The following is a 20,738-nucleotide window of genomic DNA, read 5'->3' as shown; positions in this document are numbered from 1 at the left end:
AACCCCTCCTTCTCATTTATCCGTGAATTTGTTTTCCGTCAACTGCCATTGCTGCTTCCCCAATCGCTTCTGACAATGTCGGATGAGGATGGATTGTTTCTGCGATTTCCCATGGCGTGGCATCGAGTACTTTTGCAAGGCCGGCTTCTGATATCATATCGGTCACGTGTGGGCCGATCATATGAATACCGAGCAAATCATCTGTCTGTTTATCTGCAACAATTTTCACAAATCCGTCTGTCTCTCCAAACACCAGCGCTTTACCAATAGCTTTAAACGAAAATTTACCCGTTTTGACTTCATAACCTTGTTCTTTTGCTTGTTCTTCGGTTAATCCGACACTGGCGATTTCAGGATTGGAATATATACACGTTGGAACATGTTCTGCTTTTAAAGCGTGTGGTTTCTTGTCCGCCATGTGCTCAACAGCAATCATGCCTTCATGGGAAGCAACATGGGCAAGCTGTAATCCTCCAATGACATCACCAATTGCGTAAATGTGACTTTCCTTCGTTTGATAATACTGATTGGTCTGGATAAAACCATTTTCTACCTGGATGTCTGTGTTTTCGAGACCGATGTTGTTAACATTCGCTGAACGTCCTACAGAAACAAGCAGCTTGTCCCCTTGGTAGGTTTCAGTTTCCCCGTTTACTTCTGCCTGAATTTCCACATTGTCATCTTTCTTCAATGTTTCAGGAAGAACCTTAGCACTAGTCACTACCTTGATTCCTTTTTTATTAAGCAAGCGTTTCATTTCCTTGGAAACTTCCTGATCTTCAGTAGGAAGTATGTTCGGTAAATATTCAAGCACAGTCACTTCAACACCAAAGTCAGCAAGCATTGAAGCCCACTCGATGCCAATGACTCCTCCTCCGACAATTATGATGGAATTTGGAAGCTCTTCCATTTCTAAAGCTTCATCGGAAGTCATTACCATTTCTCCGTCTACCTCTAGTCCCGGTAAAGTTCTTGGTTTGGATCCGGTTGCAATCAGCACATTTTTGGGAATCAGCATTTCATTTTCATCGCCATTATTCATTTCAACAGAAATGGTGCCAGGCATTGGTGAAAAAATCGAAGGCCCTAGTATACGTCCGAAACCTTCATAAACCTCAATTTTCCCTTTTTTCATCAATCCTTCTACACCCTTATGTAAGGTGTCAACAATCGATTGCTTACGCTCCTGAACGCGATCAAAATTGATTTCTGGTTCTTGTGTTTTGATTCCGTAATCTCCAGCTTCTTTCGTCTGACGAAAAACTTCAGCACTGCGAAGCAATGCTTTAGAAGGGATACAGCCGCGATGCAGACATGTACCGCCCATTTTACCTCTCTCAACGACAGCAACTTTCAGTCCGAGCTGGGAAGCACGAATCGCTGCTACATAGCCCCCGGTACCACCGCCGAGTACGACTAAATCATATTCTTCAGCCATGAATGACTCTCCTTTCTATTCCGTAAAGTTCGGGTATTGTTTCGGTAATTCTTCTTGTCGAAGGACCCTTAAAGTTCCTGCATTCAGGGCTTCCAGCTCATTCTCACCAGGATAGACCAAGACATCTGCAACCCATTTCACCCGTTCTGAAATAAGCTCGACAAACCCTTTCCCATAGGCAAGTCCGCCAGTAAGCACTACAGCATCGACTCTTCCTTCCAGAACAGTGCTCATGGAACCAATTTCTTTAGCTATCTGATAGGCCATCGCCTCATAAGTCAGTGCAGCTTTCTCGTCGCCATTTTCTATACGTTTTTCAATCTCAACAGCATCATTACTGGAAAGATAAGCAACTAATCCACCTTGTCCTACCAATTTTTTCATGATTTCCTCCCGATAATATTGACCGGAAAAACATAGAGATACCAGGTCACCGGCAGGTACGGTTCCTGCCCTCTCTGGTGAAAAGGGTCCGTCTCCGTGAAGACCATTATTGACATCGACAACACGCCCGTCTTTATGAGCTCCTACTGTAATACCTCCGCCCATATGAGTGACGATTAGCCGTGATTCTTTGTAGGTTATTTTCAGATCTTTCGCTGCACGGCGGGCTACTGCTTTCTGATTCAATGCATGAAAGATGCTTTTTCTCGGAATTTCCGGAACTCCTGAAATTCTTGCAATATCAGAAAGTTCATCGACGACCACCGGATCCACTATAAAGGCTGGGATATTAAGACCGCCAGCAATTTCCTGCGCGATGATCCCCCCAAGATTAGATGCATGTTCGCCGTTATATCCTGCTTTCAAATCTTCAAGCATGGCCTCATTGACTTCGTAGGTACCTCCTTCAATAGGACGAAGCAGGCCTCCCCGGCCACAAACAGCACTGAGTTTATTGATATTGATACCCTCGACATCCAGTTCATGGAGTATAACTTGTTTACGGAACTCATATTGCTCGATGACGCTTTTAAAACCTGCCAATTCATCGTTTGAATGGCGAATGGTCTTTTCAAAGATATTAGCCTCATCTTCAAATACTCCGATTTTCGTAGATGTTGAGCCTGGATTGATTACAAGTATTCTGTTAGTTTGGGGCACTGTCTTAAACCTCCGTTCAACCAAAAATATTACCTTCTGCTAAGGGTGTGATGTCCATTTTGTAAAAACTGGCTTCGTGATTGACGGAGCCTGGAAATTCGCTCTTCTGCCATGCGGTCGGCTGCCGCATATGTTGGTATATTGTCTCTTCTTGATATTTCAAAAACTTTTTCCATATTGCTGTAAATGGTTTCCACCCGTTTCATGGCACGTTCTTTATTGTAGCCGTTCAGTTCATCGGCAACATTAATGACGCCCCCTGCATTAATGACATAATCCGGAGCATATACGACACCTTTTTCATGGAGAATGTCCCCATGTGTGGTATCTTTGAGCTGATTATTGGCAGCACCTGCAATGACTTTAGCAGTCAATTTTGGGATGGTATCATCATTTATTGTTGCTCCTAAAGCACACGGGGCATAAATATCGCATTCAACAGTGTAGATATCATCTGGATCAACTGCTTTCGCACCGAAATCATCGACCGCTCTTTTTACAGCTTCTTTATTGATATCAGTTACGATTAAATTGGCACCCTCCTCATGAAGATGGCGACAAAGATTATAAGCAACATTGCCTACTCCCTGAACTGCTACAGTTTTTCCTTTCAGAGAATCAGTTCCAAACCCTTCTTTAGCTGCGGCTTTCATGCCACGATAAACACCATAAGCAGTTACAGGCGATGGATTACCGGAAGAGCCAAAGGCAGGTGAAATCCCGGTTACATAATCTGTTTCTTCGTGGATAAGGTCCATATCCTGAACTGTTGTCCCAACATCCTCCGCTGTAATATATCGGCCATTCAAACCCTGGATAAAGCGGCCGAACGCCCGGAACATTTCCTCGTTCTTGTCTTTTTTAGGATCGCCAATGATTACAGTTTTTCCGCCGCCCAAATTAAGTCCTGCTGCGGCGTTTTTGTAAGTCATCCCTTTAGCCAGACGTAATGCATCCTCAATAGCGTCTTCTTCGCTTGAGTAAGTCCACATTCTCGTACCACCAAGTGCAGGCCCAAGCGTCGTATCATGAATTGCAATGATTGCTTTCAAGCCTGACTGTTTATCCTGACAGAACACCAATTGTTCATAATCATACTCTTCCATATAACCAAAAATCTGCATCTCGTATTCCTCCTAATATTAATTTGCTGATAATAAAGAAAGCGATAGGGAATATAATTTGCTCTCTGCAGAATCTGCACGGGAGGTAAGTACTATCGGAGCTGCTGCTCCGCTTATTATCCCTGCAACCTTTGCATCAGCAAAGTACATGAATGATTTATATAATGCATTTGCTACCTCAATAGCAGGTACTACTAAAATATCAGCCTCACCTGAGACTGGTGAATCTATTCCCTTTTGCTGTGCCGCATCTCTGCTGACAGCATTATCGAACGCCAGCGGCCCATCCACAATACAATTCTTCAGCTGGCCACGTTTATTCATTTGCGTCAGTGCTGCTGCATCCAGTGTTGCAGACATTGCAGGGTTCACCACTTCTACAGCAGCAAGCAGAGCAACTTTAGGAATCTTTATACCAATATTCTGTGCCACTGAAACTGCATTTTCGATGATCTGTGCTTTCTCTTCCAACGAAGGTTCAATATTCATAGCTGAATCTGTCAGAAGGATCAGCCGAGTTTGATTAGGTATTTCAAACAATGCTACATGAGACAGTACGTTCCCGGTCCGCAGTCCAAATTCTTTATTCAGTACTGCTTTTAAAATGTCCTTTGTGGAAACATTACCCTTCATAAGTACGTGAGCATCCCCATTATTGACAGCCTTCACAGCTTGTAGTGAGGCTTCCCTTTCATTACAGTGCAATATTTTTATGGCGGGATGACCAACCTCAATACCAATTTCTTCAGCCACCCGCTGAATTGCAGTTTGGTCCCCAACCAATAAGAAATCACACAGTTCTCTCTCCACCCCGAGCATGACCGCCCTCATAACTTCAGTATCCGCAGCCTGTGCAACTGCCACTACTTTTTTATCTGCTTGATCAACTTTCTCTAACAATTCTTTTAAAGTCTGCAAAAAAACACCCTCTTCAACATTTAATTGCAAGATTCATGCCAATCCACGATCCCTGTAAGCGCTTAATCTGTTTTCCTGAAAAAATGCAAAACTTTGCATGAAAGAAATTTATTGCATGTCATTTTTGTCTAAATTGTATTTGTCCAGTTTGTAATATAAATTCCGGATAGATATACCGAGTGATTTAGCTGTTTTTGTTTTATTGAAATTCGCAGCTGCAAAAGCCTGTGAAATAAGGTTGCGTTCAAGGTTTTCAACAGCGACCTGGAGTGTTTCCCCTAACCAGGGCTGCATATCCTCGGCCTGGGCAGCGTAATCCGACTTTTCTGACCTGAGCGGCGGTATATGGGATGGCATAATGATTTCTTCCTGGTTTTCCATATAGATCATTGCCCGTCCGAGAATATTTTCCAATTCTCTGACATTGCCTGGCCAATGGTATCTTTTCAGCCGTTCGAGCGCTCTGTCATCGATATCTTTGACTGTTCGTCCATAATTTTCATTCAATTTCTGGATGAGGTGGTCAATCAATAATGGCAGGTCGCTTATCCGCTCCCTCAATGAAGGTATATAAATTGGGAGACGATTTAAACGGTAATAAAGATCCTCCCGAAATGTCTTATTCATAATTGCCTTTTCCAGATTCACATGTGTTGCGGTTATAATTCTCACATCTACAGGAATTGGCTTGGTGCCACCTACTCGGACGATTTCTTTTTCTTGTAAGACCCTCAGAAGTTTCGCCTGCATCTGTAATGTAAGTTCCCCTATTTCATCAAGGAAAATACTTCCGTTATTAGCTTCTTCGAATAACCCTTTCTTTCCGCCTCTTTTCGCACCGGAGAACGCTCCTTCTTCATAGCCGAAAAGTTCACTTTCCAATAATGATTCTGCAATGGAAGCACAATTGACCCGGATAAATTTATTATGACGCCGGTCACTTTCATTATGGATTGCATGGGCAAACAACTCTTTCCCCGTTCCGGACTCCCCCCTGAGGAGTACAGTAGCGGGAGTCTTGGCGCCAACTTTTGCCTGTTCCAGTGCCAACGTCATTTCCTGTGAATCACCGATAATGTCATCAAAGGAATACTTCGCTTCAAGCTTGCGGATTATTTGTCTGGCCCGCTTTAGCTCGCTTGTCAGGGACTTTATTTCAGATACATCATGAAGGACACCAACACTTCCTTCTAACTTGCCGTCAACAATTACTGGTGCTACATTTACGATTACATCCTTTTTGGCTGGACCAACCTTCATTCTTACCCCTCGTACAGGCTTCCTCGTCTGCAGCACTTTCATATGCATACTTTCACCTTCAGATATATCCACCGTTGCAGGCTTTCCAATTATTTCTTTTTCGGTAAGACCTGTAATTCTTGTATAAGCAGGGTTTATCATAAGACCGATACCGTTTTCATCAACTACGGAAATCGCCTCGTCGGAAGATTGGATGATCGCCTCCAACATGGTTTGGACTTCTTTTAAGTCGGTTATTTCCTCTGCAAGGTCGACCACTTCCGTAATATCTTTAAATACTGCGAATGCCCCCATTACCTCGTGATTGGAATTGATAATCGGAATACGTGTTGTTATAAGCTTCTTCCCATTCTCCAGTTCAAGCTTCTGGTTGACTTCTTTTCGTCTTGATTTGAGTATGTGAGGGAGTCTTGAGGAACGGATGATTTGATTTACGTATCGGTTCAGTGCTTCCTCTTTTGGAATTCCAAGTATTTTAGATGCACTTTTGTTCAAAAAACTTATTTTCTCGTTTTCATCGATGACGATCATTCCATCATGGATGCTATTGAGAATCAGCTCTTGGCTCTTAGTCTGATCCTTTACTTCATTAAGCAATGTTTCCTTTTCTTCTAACAGTTCAGCTGTTATATACGCGACTGAACCAGGTATGACCACTGTCTTGCCTTTTCGCATAGCCACAATTTTTTCGAAAGTATCTTCATCGCCTGTTGCTTCGATAATGATATCAATATCTTTATGTATCCACTCCCGCCAGTCTCCACCTGTTGCAATACCCATTTTTTTTGCCAGCACCAATCCATGTGCACTGGAATCAATATCAACAATGGCTACTATTTTCATTCGGTCGGTAGCTTTCAATAATTTAAGTAATGCGGTGCCTCCTTTTCCGGCACCTACGATCAATACTCTTTTCACCATACCACATCCTGCAATAATTTGCGCACCTTCATCATACATATTCCTGCACACTTTGGCAAGTATGATTATATTTTCACAAGCCCGGTGTTTTGCTATACTGTAGTTGAATTAATAAAAAGGAGCATCCTATATGCGGTTACTAGCATTGATTATTCTTGTAATACCGGCTGTTGCTGCCACTCTCGGCATAAAGCTGATACGAGATACATTGTTCGGCATCACCCACCCGATTTTTTTTCATATATCTATTCAATTGATCGCAGCACTGGTCTTTCTTATTGGAGGCATTGCCTTTATTGGCGGATTCATACGCTATCGTGATAAAAAAAGAAAATCTTCAAACAGTAAATATTAAAATAGAGCAGGCAAAAGCTCTATTTTTTCTGGTAAAAAAACAGATAGACGGCAGAAAGGAAGTTTTTCTTATGGATCTGTCCACAGAGATATTCAAATCCCAATACCCTTTTAACCTCCTGACGGATGCTGAATTCCAAGATATTTTTAATAATGCTGAAATTGTTACCTTTGAAACAAATGAATTTATTCTTCATGAGGATCAGGATGAAGAAACCGTTGAAATTCACTTTTTACTTTCTGGTCTGGCTAAAAATATCATGCATCGTTTAAATGGCCAGCAATTATCTGTACGGTTTTACTATCCGGGTGACCTTATCGGTGTCATGATTCTTCTGACAAGCGGGGAGATGAAGTTTTCAGTCCAGGCTTTGGAACCTATCAAGACACTCAAATTCGATAAAGCGAAGTTCTTTAAAGTTATGGGGGAAAACAGTCACTTCTCTAAAGTAGTTGTAGATGAAATCAGTAACCTTATGAAATCTCTTTATAATGAAATCATCTACAAAAGTTCGTCTGCGGACGATGATGAGAAAGAATTGTTTAAAAAACGGGCAGATACATTCATGGAGCCTCCTATTTTCATCTCCCCCGAAGTATCGATTGTGGAAGCTGCGCGGATGCTTCAGACTAAAAAGGTTGAAGCCTTAATTGTTAGTAATGATGAAAAGACCTTGGAAGGAATGGTAGGGTATTCAGAAATCCTAAAAGCTTACTTTGAAAACGACCATGCCAGACCAGTCAGAGATTATATTGTAGAAGCCCCTTTTGTAATTGCTGATCAAAGCTTCATCTATGATGCGCTAGGTTATTTAAAATACCATCCTACTGAACTGATCCCAGTCATGCACAAGGATACAGTAGCTGGGGTGTTAAGACAGTCCTCCTTTTTTGAAATTAAAAATTCCGTCTATTTTGATCTGACTTACCGGATTTCAAATGCAACAGACTTAGAGGTGCTGAAAGCTCTGTCTCCAGTAAACAATGATCGGTTCCAGCAGTTTGTTTACAATTTACTGAAAGAAGATATGTATGCTTTTGATATAACTGAATTGATATCCAATTACAATGAACGGCTTCATAAGCAAATTATCGAGATAGCCGAAGCTGAAATGGTCAAAGAGGGGTACGGTTTACCACCAGTAAATTATTGTTTCATCGCTATGGGAAGTCTAGGAAGAAAGGAACAGGCTTTCAGCACGGATCAGGATAATGGCCTGATACTTGCTAACTATGCACATCTGCCCCATGCCAACAAGGTGGAGGAATATTTCCGCCTGCTTGCGGAAAAAGTGAATCGTATGCTTGATGAGTGTGGGTTTCCCTATTGCACTGGTAATATAATGGCGAAAAACGATAAATGGCGGAAATCACTGGATGATTGGTATGACAGTGTGAAGCAATGGATTGAGATTATGGATGCCGAAGAAATTCGTGATTTTACTATTTTCGTGGATTTCCGGCCGATTTTCGGTGACTTTTCCCTTGCTTATGAATTAAGAAAATATGTAGTCTCAAAAATACAAAGGTCTTTTAAACTTCAGCAGCTGTTAATGAAAGATACTTTGAGGTTTCGAGTTCCAATACAACCATTTGGCCGAATTACAGGAGCAGGAAAAAAAAGAATACTGAATCTCAAAAAATCTTCCATAATGCAAATTGTCAATGCTATTCGGATTTATTCCATTAAATACGGCGTTGAGGACGTCAATACGGTGAAACGTCTGGGAGTGCTGACTGAGCATGAGCGTTTTCATCCACGTGATGCAGAGAATGCCAAGTTAGCATTACACCGTTTATTAACATTCCGTTTAACAGAAAATTTAAAGCAGCTCAGGGAAAACGAAAAATTATCAAGTGAGCTGCATCTCGGGCAGTTATCCCGGGATGAGAAAAAAATGCTTCGTGATGCACTAATGATAGCGAAACGGCTTCAACAAGTACTAGAACTTAGTTATAACAGGAACAGGGTGGTATAATGCTTCCTGTCGATTTACAAATACTCAGGTACCTGCTTCTCGACAAAGTAAAATTCCACTATAAAATTAAGCCTTACCTTAATCAGCATCCTTATAAAGACCTTAACAACCGTCTACAGAAGCAGCGAATAAAGGAAGAGCTTTATCATATCCCTCTGAATCAAGTCCCTTTTACGGTGTTTGATCTAGAAACAACTGGTTTTTTTCCTGAAGTGGGTCACGAAATAATTTCCATTGGCGCCATCCGTATAAACGGACTTGAATCGTGCAGTAGGAAAAGGTTCCATAAAGTTATTCAACCGATCCGTTCCGTCGGGACAGGTACATTGAATTTGACAGGGATAACAAAGCAACAGTTAGAAAACGGGGAACCATTCATTTCCGCATTCCATGAATTTTTGGATTTCAGTCAGGATTCTATACTTGTCGCGCACCCAGCTAAGTTTGACATGCACTTTTTAAAAAGCCTGTTAAAGCGTTGGAAGCTGCCTGATTACCATCCTTTGGTTGTTGATTCCCAATCAATGGCCAAATGGCTTCTTCCGGACGAGAAACATCAGCTTGATCCGCTATTGAAATACTTTGATATTGATAGGCGGATTCGTCACCACGCTCTTAATGATGCGATCATGACCAGTGAACTATTTGTTTGTCTGTTACAGGCTACTTTAAATCGTGGAGTTAATAATTATCAGGAACTTCAGCCTCTTTTAGAAAGAAGTGTGAAGGATTCGAAGAGAACAAAAGCTGGAAGGGCTTAACTCACCCCGGCAAGCTTAAGATAAGCCATGCCGGGATTCACTTAGGAGTCTTAAGACTTTGAAGATATTTCAAAAAACTCTTTGTATGATTCTCTTCTACACAAAAAAGAGGTTCTAAAAAGATTGTTTTTTTATAAGTGAAAGTTGTTGTACATTCAGTGGCTAACCCTTTTTTCTTGTATCAAAGTAAATACAAAGCGGTCTGCATGGACACAAAATTACATACAGACCGCTTTGTAAATCATCTCCTGTCGGTCTTCATCGTGGAAAGATAAGCGGCTCACAGTACCATTTTCCCGGTATGAACCACAGTAAAATAATAAAAAAGGGCTGCCCCATAAGGTCTAATACAAACTTATGGGGCAGCCCGATTTTTATATGTTTAATTGGTAAAAAACTCTTTGTATAACGCCTGAACTGCACGTTCCATCCCTTCTTCATCTACACCAAACATCAATGAAACTTCAGAAGAACCCTGGTTGATCATTTCAATATTTACGTTAGCTGAACTGATTGCAGTAGCAGCCCGGCTGGCTAAACCTACTGTGCTGTTCATTCCTTCTCCTACTATCATTATCATGGCCATATTTCTGTCAATATTGACTGTGTCAGCATCGAGCTCATTTTTGATTCTTTCGATCACTCTCTTTTCCGATTCACTGTCCATTTGATAATCACGCATAATGACTGACATATCATCAATTCCTGATGGCGCGTGTTCAAAGGAAATATTTTCATCCTCTAATATTTGCATCAGCCTCCGGCCAAAACCGACTTCCCTGTTCATCAAGTATTTACTGACATAAAGCGTCAAGAAACCTTTATCGCTCGCTATCCCTGCTACTTTTCCATAATCCGCCTCGTTTTCAGCAACAATCATCGTGCCTGGTGCTTCTGGATTATTTGTATTTTTTATGCAAACAGGAATCCGTTCTCGAAAAGCTGGTATAAGCGCCTCATCGTGAAATACGGAGAAACCTGCATAAGATAGTTCCCGCATTTCTTTGTAAGTCAGTTGATTGATTTGTCGCGGCTCGGAAACAATAGTCGGATTGACACAGAAAACGGAGTCGACATCAGTAAAGTTCTCATATAAATCCGCTTTTACTCCTGCTGCAACGATTGACCCTGTTATATCTGAACCACCACGCGGAAATGTTACGAGCCTGCCTGACTTGCTGTATCCGAAGAACCCGGGAATCACCAATATTCCTGTCCGTTCTCGTAACTTGTATAGCTTTTCAAAACTTTCATCAAGTACCTGGGCCTGGCCAGGCTCATCACTGACAAGTATTCCTGCATCTTCTGGATTTACGTAAGATGCATCGATTTCTCTAGTGCGTAAGTACTCACTGAGTATCAAAGCAGTACCATCTTCTCCACATGCCTTTAAAGCATCGAGGGTCCATTCCTCTGTTTCGTGGGAACTGATGATCCCTTCAATTTTAGTACGTATCTCATCAAGTAAACCATCTGTTAATTCCAATTCCTGAATAATATTATGGAACCTTTCCAGTACATTATTCAAGGCTTCATCGTAATTTTCTTTCCCGATCACTTTGTTAGCTAATTCAATAAGTAAATCCGTCGTTTTTACATCGCCGCTGAATCTTTTCCCCGGCGCCGAAACGACCACGACTTTTCTGTCTTGGTCATCTAGAACGATGTTTGCTACTTTTCTTAACTGCGTTGCTGTGGCTACGGAGCTTCCTCCGAATTTAACTACTTTCACTTCAATACAACTCCCTATTATTTCTATAGTAGCTGACATTTTAAAATTGTAACATACACTTTCCGGGAATCTCCACGGATTTTACGAATAATTTCGATAATTCCCATAAAACGAAAAAAAACCCCGAATTTGTTAAAAATTCAGGGTTTAGCTAGTTCTATTCTTTATTTTTCTTTGTTTACTAAATCAACTGGCTTTATGCTCCAGGCGCAGACGATCAGCGACCATCGCAATAAACTCAGAATTGGTTGGTTTGGCTTTGGTATTGGAGATCGTATATCCGAATAAGGAAGAAATAGAATCAACGTTTCCACGGTTCCAGGCTACTTCAATTGCATGTCTGATGGCACGCTCGACACGGGACGCGGTTGTCTGGTATTTTTTGCAATATCCGGGTAAAGCACTTTCGTAATAGAGCCAAGCAATTCGATATCATTATAGACCATGGATATAGCTTCCCTTAAATACATATAACCTTTGATATGAGCAGGTACACCAATTTCATGAATAATATGGGTAATGCTCGTATTCAAATCCGGTTTTTGTCCCGACTTGGAACTAGTTCCGATTGCCTTACTGATCGGATCATTTGAACCATGAATCTGACGGATCTGATCAGTTAAAGAATCCAGGTCAAATGGCTTCAACATGAAATAAGATGCTCCTAGATCGACAGCCTTCTTTGTCACTTCTTCCTGTCCAAAAGCAGTCAGCATAATGACACTTGGCTTCTTCTTTAATTCCAATTGCTTCATTTGACTTAGAACAGCCAATCCATCCATATGCGGCATGATAATATCTAATACCAATACATCCGGCTTAGCTTCTGTCAGCATTTCTAAACATTCTTTTCCATTATAAGAAGTCCCCACTACCTCGACGTCTTTAATATCAGCAAAATACTCCTCAAGCAGCTTGATCAATTCACGATTATCGTCTGCTAAACCAATTTTAATTTTTTCCACTTTATTTCCTCCTTAGCAATTCCACCTGCTTTTCAAGTGTAGTATTCGACAATCGAGTTAATATCCCTTTTTATTTAACGAAAAAATTTAAATTATTTTTAAAATCCTCACGTATTCTTAACTATTCTCCTGTTTTCGATGTAATTCAACAAAAAAAGCAGCAATTATTTCCTGTTTGTCGAAAAATCTTTATCTGATTAACCATACCACGAATCACCGGATTTTTAAACTATTAGAAAAACTTGGCTTCTCCACTCCCATCATCCTGGCCATAAAAAAAAGCCGTAAAAGTTACGGCTCAACTTGCTTTCTTTTGGTATATGTCAATTCCTGCTTCTTGCAGCATCCATTCAATGTGAACCCCATAACCCGAGGTAGGGTCATTGACAAACACATGTGTGACTGCTCCAATCAATTTTCCATCCTGTATGATCGGGCTTCCGCTCATCCCTTGAACGATCCCGCCCGTTCTCTTTAACAACTCAGGGTCTGTTATTTTGACGATCATTCCTTTTGTGGCAGGATGCTTCTGTGGTACCGTACTTACTACTTCTACCTCGAACTCCTGTACTTCTTCCCCTTCAACGACTGTAAGGATTTTTGCTGGTCCTTCTTTGACTTCGTGAGACAAAGCTATTGGAAGCGGCTTTTTGTTAATTCCATTGCTGATGTCTTGTTCCAGTGTTCCAAATATTCCAAAGGGGCTATTTTTCGTAATATCACCTATCCTGTCTCGTGTAGCAGAAAATTCCGCCCTTTTCTCACCTGGAACTCCTTCACTTCCTTTTTGGATGGAAGTAACATTCGAACGTACAATCGTACCTTCATGGATTTCAATCGGCTTTCGTGTATCCATATCTGATATGACATGACCCAAAGCACCGTATTTCTTCGATTTAGGGTCATAAAAAGTCATCGTACCGATACCTGCAGCCGAATCTCGTATATAAAGACCAATTCTGTACTTTTCATCTTTTACGTCATATGTGGGCGACAATTTTGTTTCAAAAGTTTTATCGCCACGTTTGACTGTCACTTGCAGATCCTTATTTTCCTTACCGGATTCCTTCACTATTGGAGCCATGTCAGCCATTTCCTTAAGTTCTACACCATTGACTTTGAGAATGATATCTCCAACTTTAATACCAGCTGCTTCACCTGGGGAAACCTGTGCTTCCCCTGTTCTAACCTGATGATGCCCAACAACTAAAACTCCTTTGGTATGGAGTTTTACACCTATCGATTGACCACCAGGCATTATTTTGAAGTCCTCCAAATAATCAACATTTATTTTCTTCAATGGAAGACCTGCAAAATTATAAAATACTTCATCACGCTGCTGTTCGGAAATATTTTCTTTACTTTTAACAGCATGGATAGCATCAGACTGTGATGCGCTAATATCACTTATAGCGGGGACAGTTGAAAGTCCTTGTTCTTCAAAGGTAGTCCATTCAGTCGGAATGGATAAATATTGCTGTACAGGGCTTAGAAACGGCAATAATATCATGCTGAGCAGCAGGATTGAACCTATTGCATTTTTCCATAGTTGTCTGTTTCTCAAAAGTTCCACTCCTCGCTTCTAACCCACACCATTATCGAATGGTTTACTTTTAATGTGGTCTAAGGATGTGCTTTTTAAACACACTGCCAATCAGAAAAAAGAGGGAACGTTTCCTTTAAAAATCCATTGTGAATAAAAGGATATAGAGGGAGCTAAAATAAGGTAAAAAAGAATCACGCCCGCCATTGAATTAGCTTCAGCGTGATTCCATCTGTTCCTTGGCTTTATGCTTCCTGGCCAGCTCAAGAAGCTCCCTTGCATGCTCCCGAGTAGTTTCTGTCAGTTCAGCGCCGGTTATCATCCGGCTGATTTCATCTACTTTATGCTGGTCGGTCAATTCCACTACAGAGGTAGAAGTTCGATCTTCAATAACATGCTTTTCAATTTGCAGATGTGTATCAGCCATTGCCGCCACTTGGGGAAGGTGAGAAATGCATAGCACCTGGGAGCCTTCTGAAATACCATGGATTTTTTCAGCTATCGCCTGTGCCACTCTGCCGCTTACTCCAGTGTCCACTTCATCAAAAATAACACTGGTCACGCCCTGGTGCTTAGAAAATATATTCTTTAATGCAAGCATGATTCGGGAAAGCTCCCCTCCTGAAGCAACCTTATGGATATCTTTTAATGGCTCTCCTGGGTTTGTTGTAATTAAAAATTTAACCAAGTTAAATCCATTAGGCATCAGTCTGACATTTTTACCATCAAGAATTGGTTCCTGATTAGAACCTTCTCGTATTTGAATATCGACCGCAAATGATGCTTTATCTAAATATAAGTCTTTTAACTCGTTATGAATGTCCCCAGCAAGTTCCTTGGAGGCTTTCATCCTGATATCATGAAGATGTTTCGCTTCTAAAGCCGCATCTTCCCCATGTTCATCGATTTCATTCTCAAGCTTTGCTAAATGGGAATCTTTATTTTTTATTTCATCAATTTCTTCTTCAATACGGGAGAGATATTCGAGAATTTCTTCCACAGTCTGTCCATATTTTTTCTTTAAACGATTAATTTCATTCAGCCTGGCTTCGATTTCATTTAAGCGTTCAGGATCAAATTCCAGTTGCTCCATCTGAGAGCTGAGCTTGAAGGTCATTTCTTCAATCAAATAATAATGATTGGACATTTCCTCGGACATTTTAGCGATTTCTTCATCAAAATCCTGTGCTCCTTCAAGTGCAGTCAGTGCATGGGAAAGCCAGTCCAACCCTTTTTGTTCTCCATAAAGCGCCTGGTAGGCATCATGAATGCTTTCATATATTTTTTCATAATTGACCAGTCTGCTTCTTTCTTCAGTCAAATGTCCGTCTTCTTCAGGCTGAAGTTCCGCTTCGTGTAACTCACTTGATTGAAATTCAAGTAAATCCAGACGCTGTGCCATTTCTTGCTCATTTTCACTAAGATCCTTGAATCTTTTTACAAGTGATCGATATTTGGTGTATATTCGTTGATATTCCAATTTCGCTTGAGCAAGCTCTCTCGCGGCAAATAAATCCAGGAGGTCTATATGTCTGTCCACATCCATCAGCGACTGTGTTTCATGCTGACTGTGAATATCTATGAGCGACTTTCCAAATTCCCGTAAAATTCCTAATGTCACCAGCTTACCATTTACACGACAGATACTTTTCCCTTGGGAAGTAATGGTCCGGTTCAGTACCACCATGCCATCTTCCTCTATTTCTACACCGAATTCCTCTCCAACTGTATAGACGGTATGGGTATGGTCAATTACCTGGAAAAGTCCTTCTATTTCTGCTTTTTTACTGCCATGACGGACAAATTCCACTGAACCCCTTCCACCGGCTAATAGCTGGATTGCATCAATAATAATGGACTTCCCTGCTCCTGTTTCTCCTGTTAATACAGTCAATCCTTCCTGGAAGTTAATAGAAATTTGGTCGATGATAGCAAAATCCCGAATCGAAAGTTCCGTTAACATAGTAAAAGCCACCCCAATTTCCACTTATAGCATTTCGAGTAATTGTTCTGACAATGTTTCTGTATGTTCTTCGCTTCGACATATGATTAGACATGTATCATCTCCGCAAATTGTTCCCATAATTTCTTCCCAATCAAGATTATCAATCAATGCTCCCACCGCATTCGCATTCCCAGGCAGTGTTTTCAGAATAATGAAGTGGCCAGCACGGTCGATACTGACAAAGGCATCCATCATTAGGCGGTGAAGTTTTTCAAGCGGATTGAAACGCTGGTCGGCTGGAAGGCTGTATTTATATCGTCCGTCAATCATCGGCACTTTAACAAGGTGTAATTCTTTTATATCCCGTGATACGGTTGCCTGAGTGACATTGTAGCCAAGGCTTTTTAAACGGTCGACCAACTCATCCTGTGTTTCGATGTCATTATTGGTGATGAGTTCACGAATTTTGATATGACGTTGTCCTTTATTCACTGGGTTATACCTCCATTCACCAAAACCTTACTGGAGACTCCATCTGTGATACAGTCTGGCAGTCGAAAAAGTGGTTGGTTTTTCAAATATATGTCCTTCTAAACATGATTTCCCAAATAAGAAGGGCTACACCTGGGCAGCCCTTCTTTATTCAAGCATTCTTCCGATGTTTTTCGTGCGCTTCATACACGATGCTGTTAATTTCGACATCCGTGATGCGTTTACCTGCTTCTTGATTACCCCATTGTAAATGGGCCAAAAATTCAATATTGCCATCTCCCCCTGTAATCGGGGAAAAGGACAAGCCAGCCACATGATAGCCTTTTTCCTGAGCAAGAGTTAATATTGCTGAAATCACTTCTTTATGGATAAGAGGATCACGGACGATTCCTTTTTTGCCAACCTGTTCTCTGCCCGCCTCAAACTGCGGCTTGATTAAGGCAACCACATCACTCGACTCAGCTAGAAGTGTACACAAGACCGGAAGGATAAGTTTGAGGGAAATGAATGATACATCGATTGAAGCGAAACTTGGTATGCCCTCAGTTAAATCATCAGCTGTGACATAACGGAAATTCGTCCTTTCCATCACCCGCACCCGAGGATCATTACGAAGCTTCCAGTCCAGCTGGTTATACCCTACATCGATGGCATAACTGCTCTTCACTCCATTTTGTAATGCACAATCAGTAAAACCGCCGGTAGAAGAACCGATGTCAATCATTATTCTATCCTTTAACTCAATCTTAAAGACATCTAGTGCTTTTTCAAGTTTTAACCCGCCCCTGCTTACATAAGGGAACAACTTGCCTTTCACCGTCAGTTTTATATTTTCTTCGACTTTCATCCCTGGCTTGTCCAGACGTTCATTCTCAGAATAAACAAGGCCAGCCATAATTGTCCGTTTTGCCTTCTCCCTTGTTTCGATCAATCCTTTCTCCACAAGAAGAGTGTCCAGTCTTATTTTTTTGCTCATATCTTCATGCCCTTTTTTGTTTAGTTGGAATAAGTTCTTTCAAATTTGCAATAACCGCTTCTTTTGTCAAGTCAATTTCTTTGAGCAAGTCTGACACATTCCCATGTTCAATATAACGGTCAGGAATACCCATACGTTTAATTGTTTGTTCCTGATAGAGGTTCTCTTCAGCAAATTCCAAGATACTGGAACCGAACCCGCCTTTTAATACGGCTTCCTCTATTGTAATAATCGGCAGCTTCTCCTGCATTATTTCATGGAGCATGTCTTCATCCAGTGGTTTAATAAAACGAGCATTGACAACCCGGATAGATGCACCTTGCTTTTCCATCTCTTCACTCGCTTCAAGTGCCATGTCGATAGTGGAACCAAAGGTCAGGATCACTGCATCGTTTCCTTTCTTGAGAACCTCCCAGCTGCCGATGTCGATCTCTTTCATTTCCGGATCCATCTGTACACCTTTTGCATTTCCACGGGGATAGCGAATGGCAATTGGTCCCTCGTCATAGCAGAAGGCTGTGTGGACCAGGTGCTGGGCTTCATTTTCATCTTTAGGCATCATCAGCACAATATTTGGCAGATGTCTTAAAAATGCTATGTCAAAAACACCCTGGTGGGTCTCCCCGTCCGCTCCGACAAGACCAGCACGGTCAATACCAAAAAAGACATTTAAGTTCTGCCTGCAGACATCGTGGACCACCTGATCGTAAGCCCGCTGGAGAAACGTCGAATAAATCGCGAGAAATGGCTTCATTCCCTGTGTAGCTAATCCAGCAGAGACAGTGGTTGCATGCTGTTCTGCAATTCCTACGTCAAATAATCGATTCGGAAACTCTTCTCCGAATTTTTCCAGTTTAGAACCGAGTATCATGGCAGGAGTGATTGCTACAATCCGATTATCCGTCCTCGCTTTTTTGCTTAGGGCTTCCGTGATGACTGCACTCCAGGCAGGCGGGGCAGCCTCTGGTTTAATTTTTTCGCCGGATTCAATTTTATAAGGTCCTACTCCATGCCATTTATCCTTCAAATCGGACTCGGCAGGATGATATCCTTTCCCCTTCTGGGTCATGACGTGTACGATCACAGGGCCTTCCGTTTTCTTGGCATAATTTAAATTCTCGAATAAATCATGAAAATCATGGCCATCGACAGGTCCATAATAGGTAAAACCCAGTTCTTCAAAAAACATACCAGGCAAGACAAAATATTTCATGCTGTCTTTTAAACGTTCTGCAGCCTGAGCAAGCTTACCGCCAACAGCTGGGATTTTTTTGAGAAGCCACTCTAAATCGTCTTTAGCACGGTTATATTTACCGGCACTCCGCATTCTTCCCAGTGCATTATGCAAGGCACCGACATTTTTCGCAATCGACATTTCATTATCATTCAGGATAACGGTTACATTCTTATTCTCATGACCAATGTGGTTCAATGCTTCCAGAGCCATACCACCAGTCAAAGCACCGTCCCCGATGATAGGTACGATGGAATGGTTTTCCCCGCGGACATCACGGGCAATAGCCATACCCATGGCAGCGGATAAAGAAGTGGAGCTATGACCGGTTTCCCATAAGTCATGCTCACTCTCACAGCGTTTTGGAAAACCACATAAACCTTTATATTGACGCAAGGTACTGAATTGTCCGGCACGACCTGTCAGTATCTTATGAATATAAGATTGGTGACCGACGTCAAATATAAAGCGGTCCTTCGGGCTCTCAAATACTTTATGAAGGGCAAGAGTCAACTCGACTACTCCGAGGTTGGCTCCTAGATGCCCGCCTGTTTTAGAAAGGTTTTCAATCAAAAATGTTCGTATAGTTGAGGCTAGCTGTTTCAAGTCCTCGTCGGATAGATCCCTGAGAAACGAAGGATCTTGAATTTTAGTTAGATCCATTAATGGACCTCCTTATCTTTAGCGTGATTTTCTGGAAGCCTCGGCCGGGTTTGATAGGAGTTTTATTTTCGTCTTATCCTCTACTATTGCAATCAACCTTGCCGCAAAAAAAATAATTTTTGTTGAAGAATGGATGGCAAATGTTTTACCAAGTGCTTTACCGCCGACCGTCAATGCGGCCACGGTACTCGTCATCAGGACTGAAATTACAATTTGTAAAGTTGATCCATCATCATGGCCAAATGTATTCACTAGTTGAATGACGACAATTGCAGATGCAGTCCCACTGACGATTCCTGAAATGTCACCAATTACATCGTTGCAAAAGCTTGCAAACCGGTCTGCATTTCTTACAATTATGATCGCCTGTTTAGCACCAGGGACCTTTTCCGCCGCCATTGCATGGAAAGGCGGTTCCGAAGCAGCTGCGGCCGCTATCCCCAGCATATCAAATATAACACCGATCAGGACGATTATTAAAACGATAACTAACCCGAAAATCCATATAAATCCACTGAGAAGCGAAGATGACACGACTGAAAAAATAGCCGCTAACACGAAAGTGATAACGGCAATACTTATACTAAATCTCAATGATTTTTGAAATTGGTTTAACATGTATGATACCCTCTGTTTCATTTGGCTTCAGATATATGTAGAAAAGAAGGAATGGTCAATCAACAGGTAAAAATTACGGCTTAGGTCCAGTAGGTTTTCCCAACCAGGTACCGAGTGTCACCACTCTGGCGGTTCCCCTTTAAACCTGGCTCGACTCCGTTTCCGAAAGCCGGACTGGATTACCACTTAGTCCGTACTATAATTCCTATTGAAAGTCTTCCAAACAGTCTAGGAGATTTCCTCAACAGCCTTTAGCCGTCCCTTAGCCTCTTTTGCAGTCTTGATTTCATATGGCGAAAAATTCAAGTGAAGGTGGCCATCCGTTCGCTCGCATTTTAATTCCATAATCCCCTCAATACCACTCAAGGCAGGCTACGCTGCTCATACAGAATTCCTCCATATAAAGCAGGTTCATACCCCATTCCATCATGGTTTCCGGCTAAGAAACCATCACAGATATGGGCCTCCGCGGAAGCAGGGTCAACGCCCACATGCCTTTGTGGATCGCCCCGCTACCTTAACTCCCAGCACCAACCCAAGGCTGGGCGCCTCAAGCCGGCACAAGGAACTTCATCGATATGCCCTTTGGCAGATTTTTAGGCCCGCCTTCAGGAACGGAGGGCTGACTAGAATACTGCACCATTCCTTTTGTAAATTAAATATAACACAATCCCATTCTCTCCTCAATATTAAGGCATTAGCTGGCCAGGC

At 41.7% G+C, this 20,738-nt stretch carries 15 protein-coding genes and 1 pseudogene; 3 read left to right on the top strand and 13 right to left on the bottom strand.

Annotation, left to right across the window (positions count from 1 at the left end):
- Positions 1-16 precede the first annotated feature (16 nt).
- The 5 genes from lpdA to JOC33_RS06180 form a co-directional block, all read right to left on the bottom strand.
- A complete protein-coding gene (lpdA, locus tag JOC33_RS06200; RefSeq protein WP_205091641.1) occupies positions 17-1,438 on the bottom strand; it encodes a dihydrolipoyl dehydrogenase in 1,422 nt (473 codons plus the stop codon).
- 15 nt (positions 1,439-1,453) lie between these two features.
- Positions 1,454-2,542: a butyrate kinase gene (gene buk / locus JOC33_RS06195; protein WP_205091640.1), complete on the bottom strand. Its 1,089-nt coding sequence runs from the start codon at positions 2,540-2,542 to the stop codon at positions 1,454-1,456.
- 29 nt (positions 2,543-2,571) lie between these two features.
- Entirely contained in the window at positions 2,572-3,666 is a 1,095-nt protein-coding gene (bcd, locus tag JOC33_RS06190) for a branched-chain amino acid dehydrogenase (RefSeq protein WP_205091639.1), read from the bottom strand.
- Positions 3,667-3,684: 18 nt separating this feature from the next.
- Positions 3,685-4,584 (bottom strand): phosphate butyryltransferase, encoded by a 900-nt coding sequence (gene yqiS / locus JOC33_RS06185; protein WP_205091638.1) that lies wholly within the window; start codon positions 4,582-4,584, stop codon positions 3,685-3,687.
- A 108-nt stretch (positions 4,585-4,692) separates the two neighbouring features.
- Positions 4,693-6,762, bottom strand: a complete 2,070-nt coding sequence (locus JOC33_RS06180; protein WP_205092441.1) for a sigma 54-interacting transcriptional regulator — start codon at positions 6,760-6,762, stop codon at positions 4,693-4,695.
- A 133-nt stretch (positions 6,763-6,895) separates the two neighbouring features.
- Between JOC33_RS06180 and JOC33_RS06175 the strand changes: the two genes are divergently transcribed.
- The 3 genes from JOC33_RS06175 to JOC33_RS06165 all read left to right on the top strand — a co-directional run bounded on the left by JOC33_RS06175 (position 6,896) and on the right by JOC33_RS06165 (position 9,859).
- The gene (locus JOC33_RS06175) at positions 6,896-7,120 is read left to right on the top strand and encodes a DUF2627 domain-containing protein (protein ID WP_205091637.1); all 225 of its coding nucleotides are present in this window, start codon (positions 6,896-6,898) and stop codon (positions 7,118-7,120) included.
- A 70-nt stretch (positions 7,121-7,190) separates the two neighbouring features.
- The gene (locus tag JOC33_RS06170; RefSeq protein ID WP_205091636.1) at positions 7,191-9,098 is read left to right on the top strand and encodes a DUF294 nucleotidyltransferase-like domain-containing protein; all 1,908 of its coding nucleotides are present in this window, start codon (positions 7,191-7,193) and stop codon (positions 9,096-9,098) included.
- Positions 9,098-9,859 (top strand): 3'-5' exonuclease, encoded by a 762-nt coding sequence (locus JOC33_RS06165; RefSeq protein WP_205091635.1) that lies wholly within the window; start codon positions 9,098-9,100, stop codon positions 9,857-9,859. Before JOC33_RS06170 ends, JOC33_RS06165 begins: the two co-directional genes overlap by 1 nt.
- Positions 9,860-10,241: 382 nt before the next feature.
- On the opposite strand, the gene JOC33_RS06160 is transcribed toward JOC33_RS06165, so the two are convergent.
- From JOC33_RS06160 to JOC33_RS06125, 8 genes and pseudogenes are all read right to left on the bottom strand, one after another.
- Positions 10,242-11,591 carry an aspartate kinase gene (locus JOC33_RS06160; protein WP_205091634.1) on the bottom strand — a complete coding sequence of 450 codons (1,350 nt, stop codon included), beginning with the start codon at positions 11,589-11,591 and terminating at the stop codon, positions 10,242-10,244.
- Between the two features lie 186 nt (positions 11,592-11,777).
- Positions 11,778-12,556, bottom strand: a pseudogene (spo0A, locus tag JOC33_RS06155) (sporulation transcription factor Spo0A).
- Positions 12,557-12,854: 298 nt separating this feature from the next.
- Positions 12,855-14,120 (bottom strand): SpoIVB peptidase, encoded by a 1,266-nt coding sequence (gene spoIVB, locus JOC33_RS06150; protein ID WP_275576970.1) that lies wholly within the window; start codon positions 14,118-14,120, stop codon positions 12,855-12,857.
- A 196-nt stretch (positions 14,121-14,316) separates the two neighbouring features.
- Positions 14,317-16,062: a DNA repair protein RecN gene (gene recN, locus JOC33_RS06145; protein WP_205091632.1), complete on the bottom strand. Its 1,746-nt coding sequence runs from the start codon at positions 16,060-16,062 to the stop codon at positions 14,317-14,319.
- Between the two features lie 24 nt (positions 16,063-16,086).
- On the bottom strand, positions 16,087-16,536 hold the full coding sequence (ahrC, locus tag JOC33_RS06140; RefSeq protein ID WP_205091631.1) for a transcriptional regulator AhrC/ArgR: 450 nt from the start codon (positions 16,534-16,536) through the stop codon (positions 16,087-16,089).
- A gap of 151 nt (positions 16,537-16,687) precedes the next feature.
- Complete coding sequence (locus JOC33_RS06135) at positions 16,688-17,512, bottom strand: TlyA family RNA methyltransferase (protein WP_205091630.1); 825 nt, start codon at positions 17,510-17,512, stop codon at positions 16,688-16,690.
- Between the two features lie 4 nt (positions 17,513-17,516).
- Positions 17,517-19,409 carry a 1-deoxy-D-xylulose-5-phosphate synthase gene (gene dxs, locus JOC33_RS06130; protein WP_205091629.1) on the bottom strand — a complete coding sequence of 631 codons (1,893 nt, stop codon included), beginning with the start codon at positions 19,407-19,409 and terminating at the stop codon, positions 17,517-17,519.
- 18 nt (positions 19,410-19,427) lie between these two features.
- On the bottom strand, positions 19,428-20,027 hold the full coding sequence (locus JOC33_RS06125) for a hypothetical protein (protein ID WP_205091628.1): 600 nt from the start codon (positions 20,025-20,027) through the stop codon (positions 19,428-19,430).
- Positions 20,028-20,738: the final 711 nt, after the last annotated feature.

This window comes from Thalassobacillus pellis (assembly GCF_016908295.1).
In the GTDB taxonomy this organism is placed as follows: Bacteria; Bacillota; Bacilli; order Bacillales; family Halobacillaceae; genus Thalassobacillus; species Thalassobacillus pellis.
This window is presented reverse-complemented; position numbering and strand designations above follow the sequence as displayed.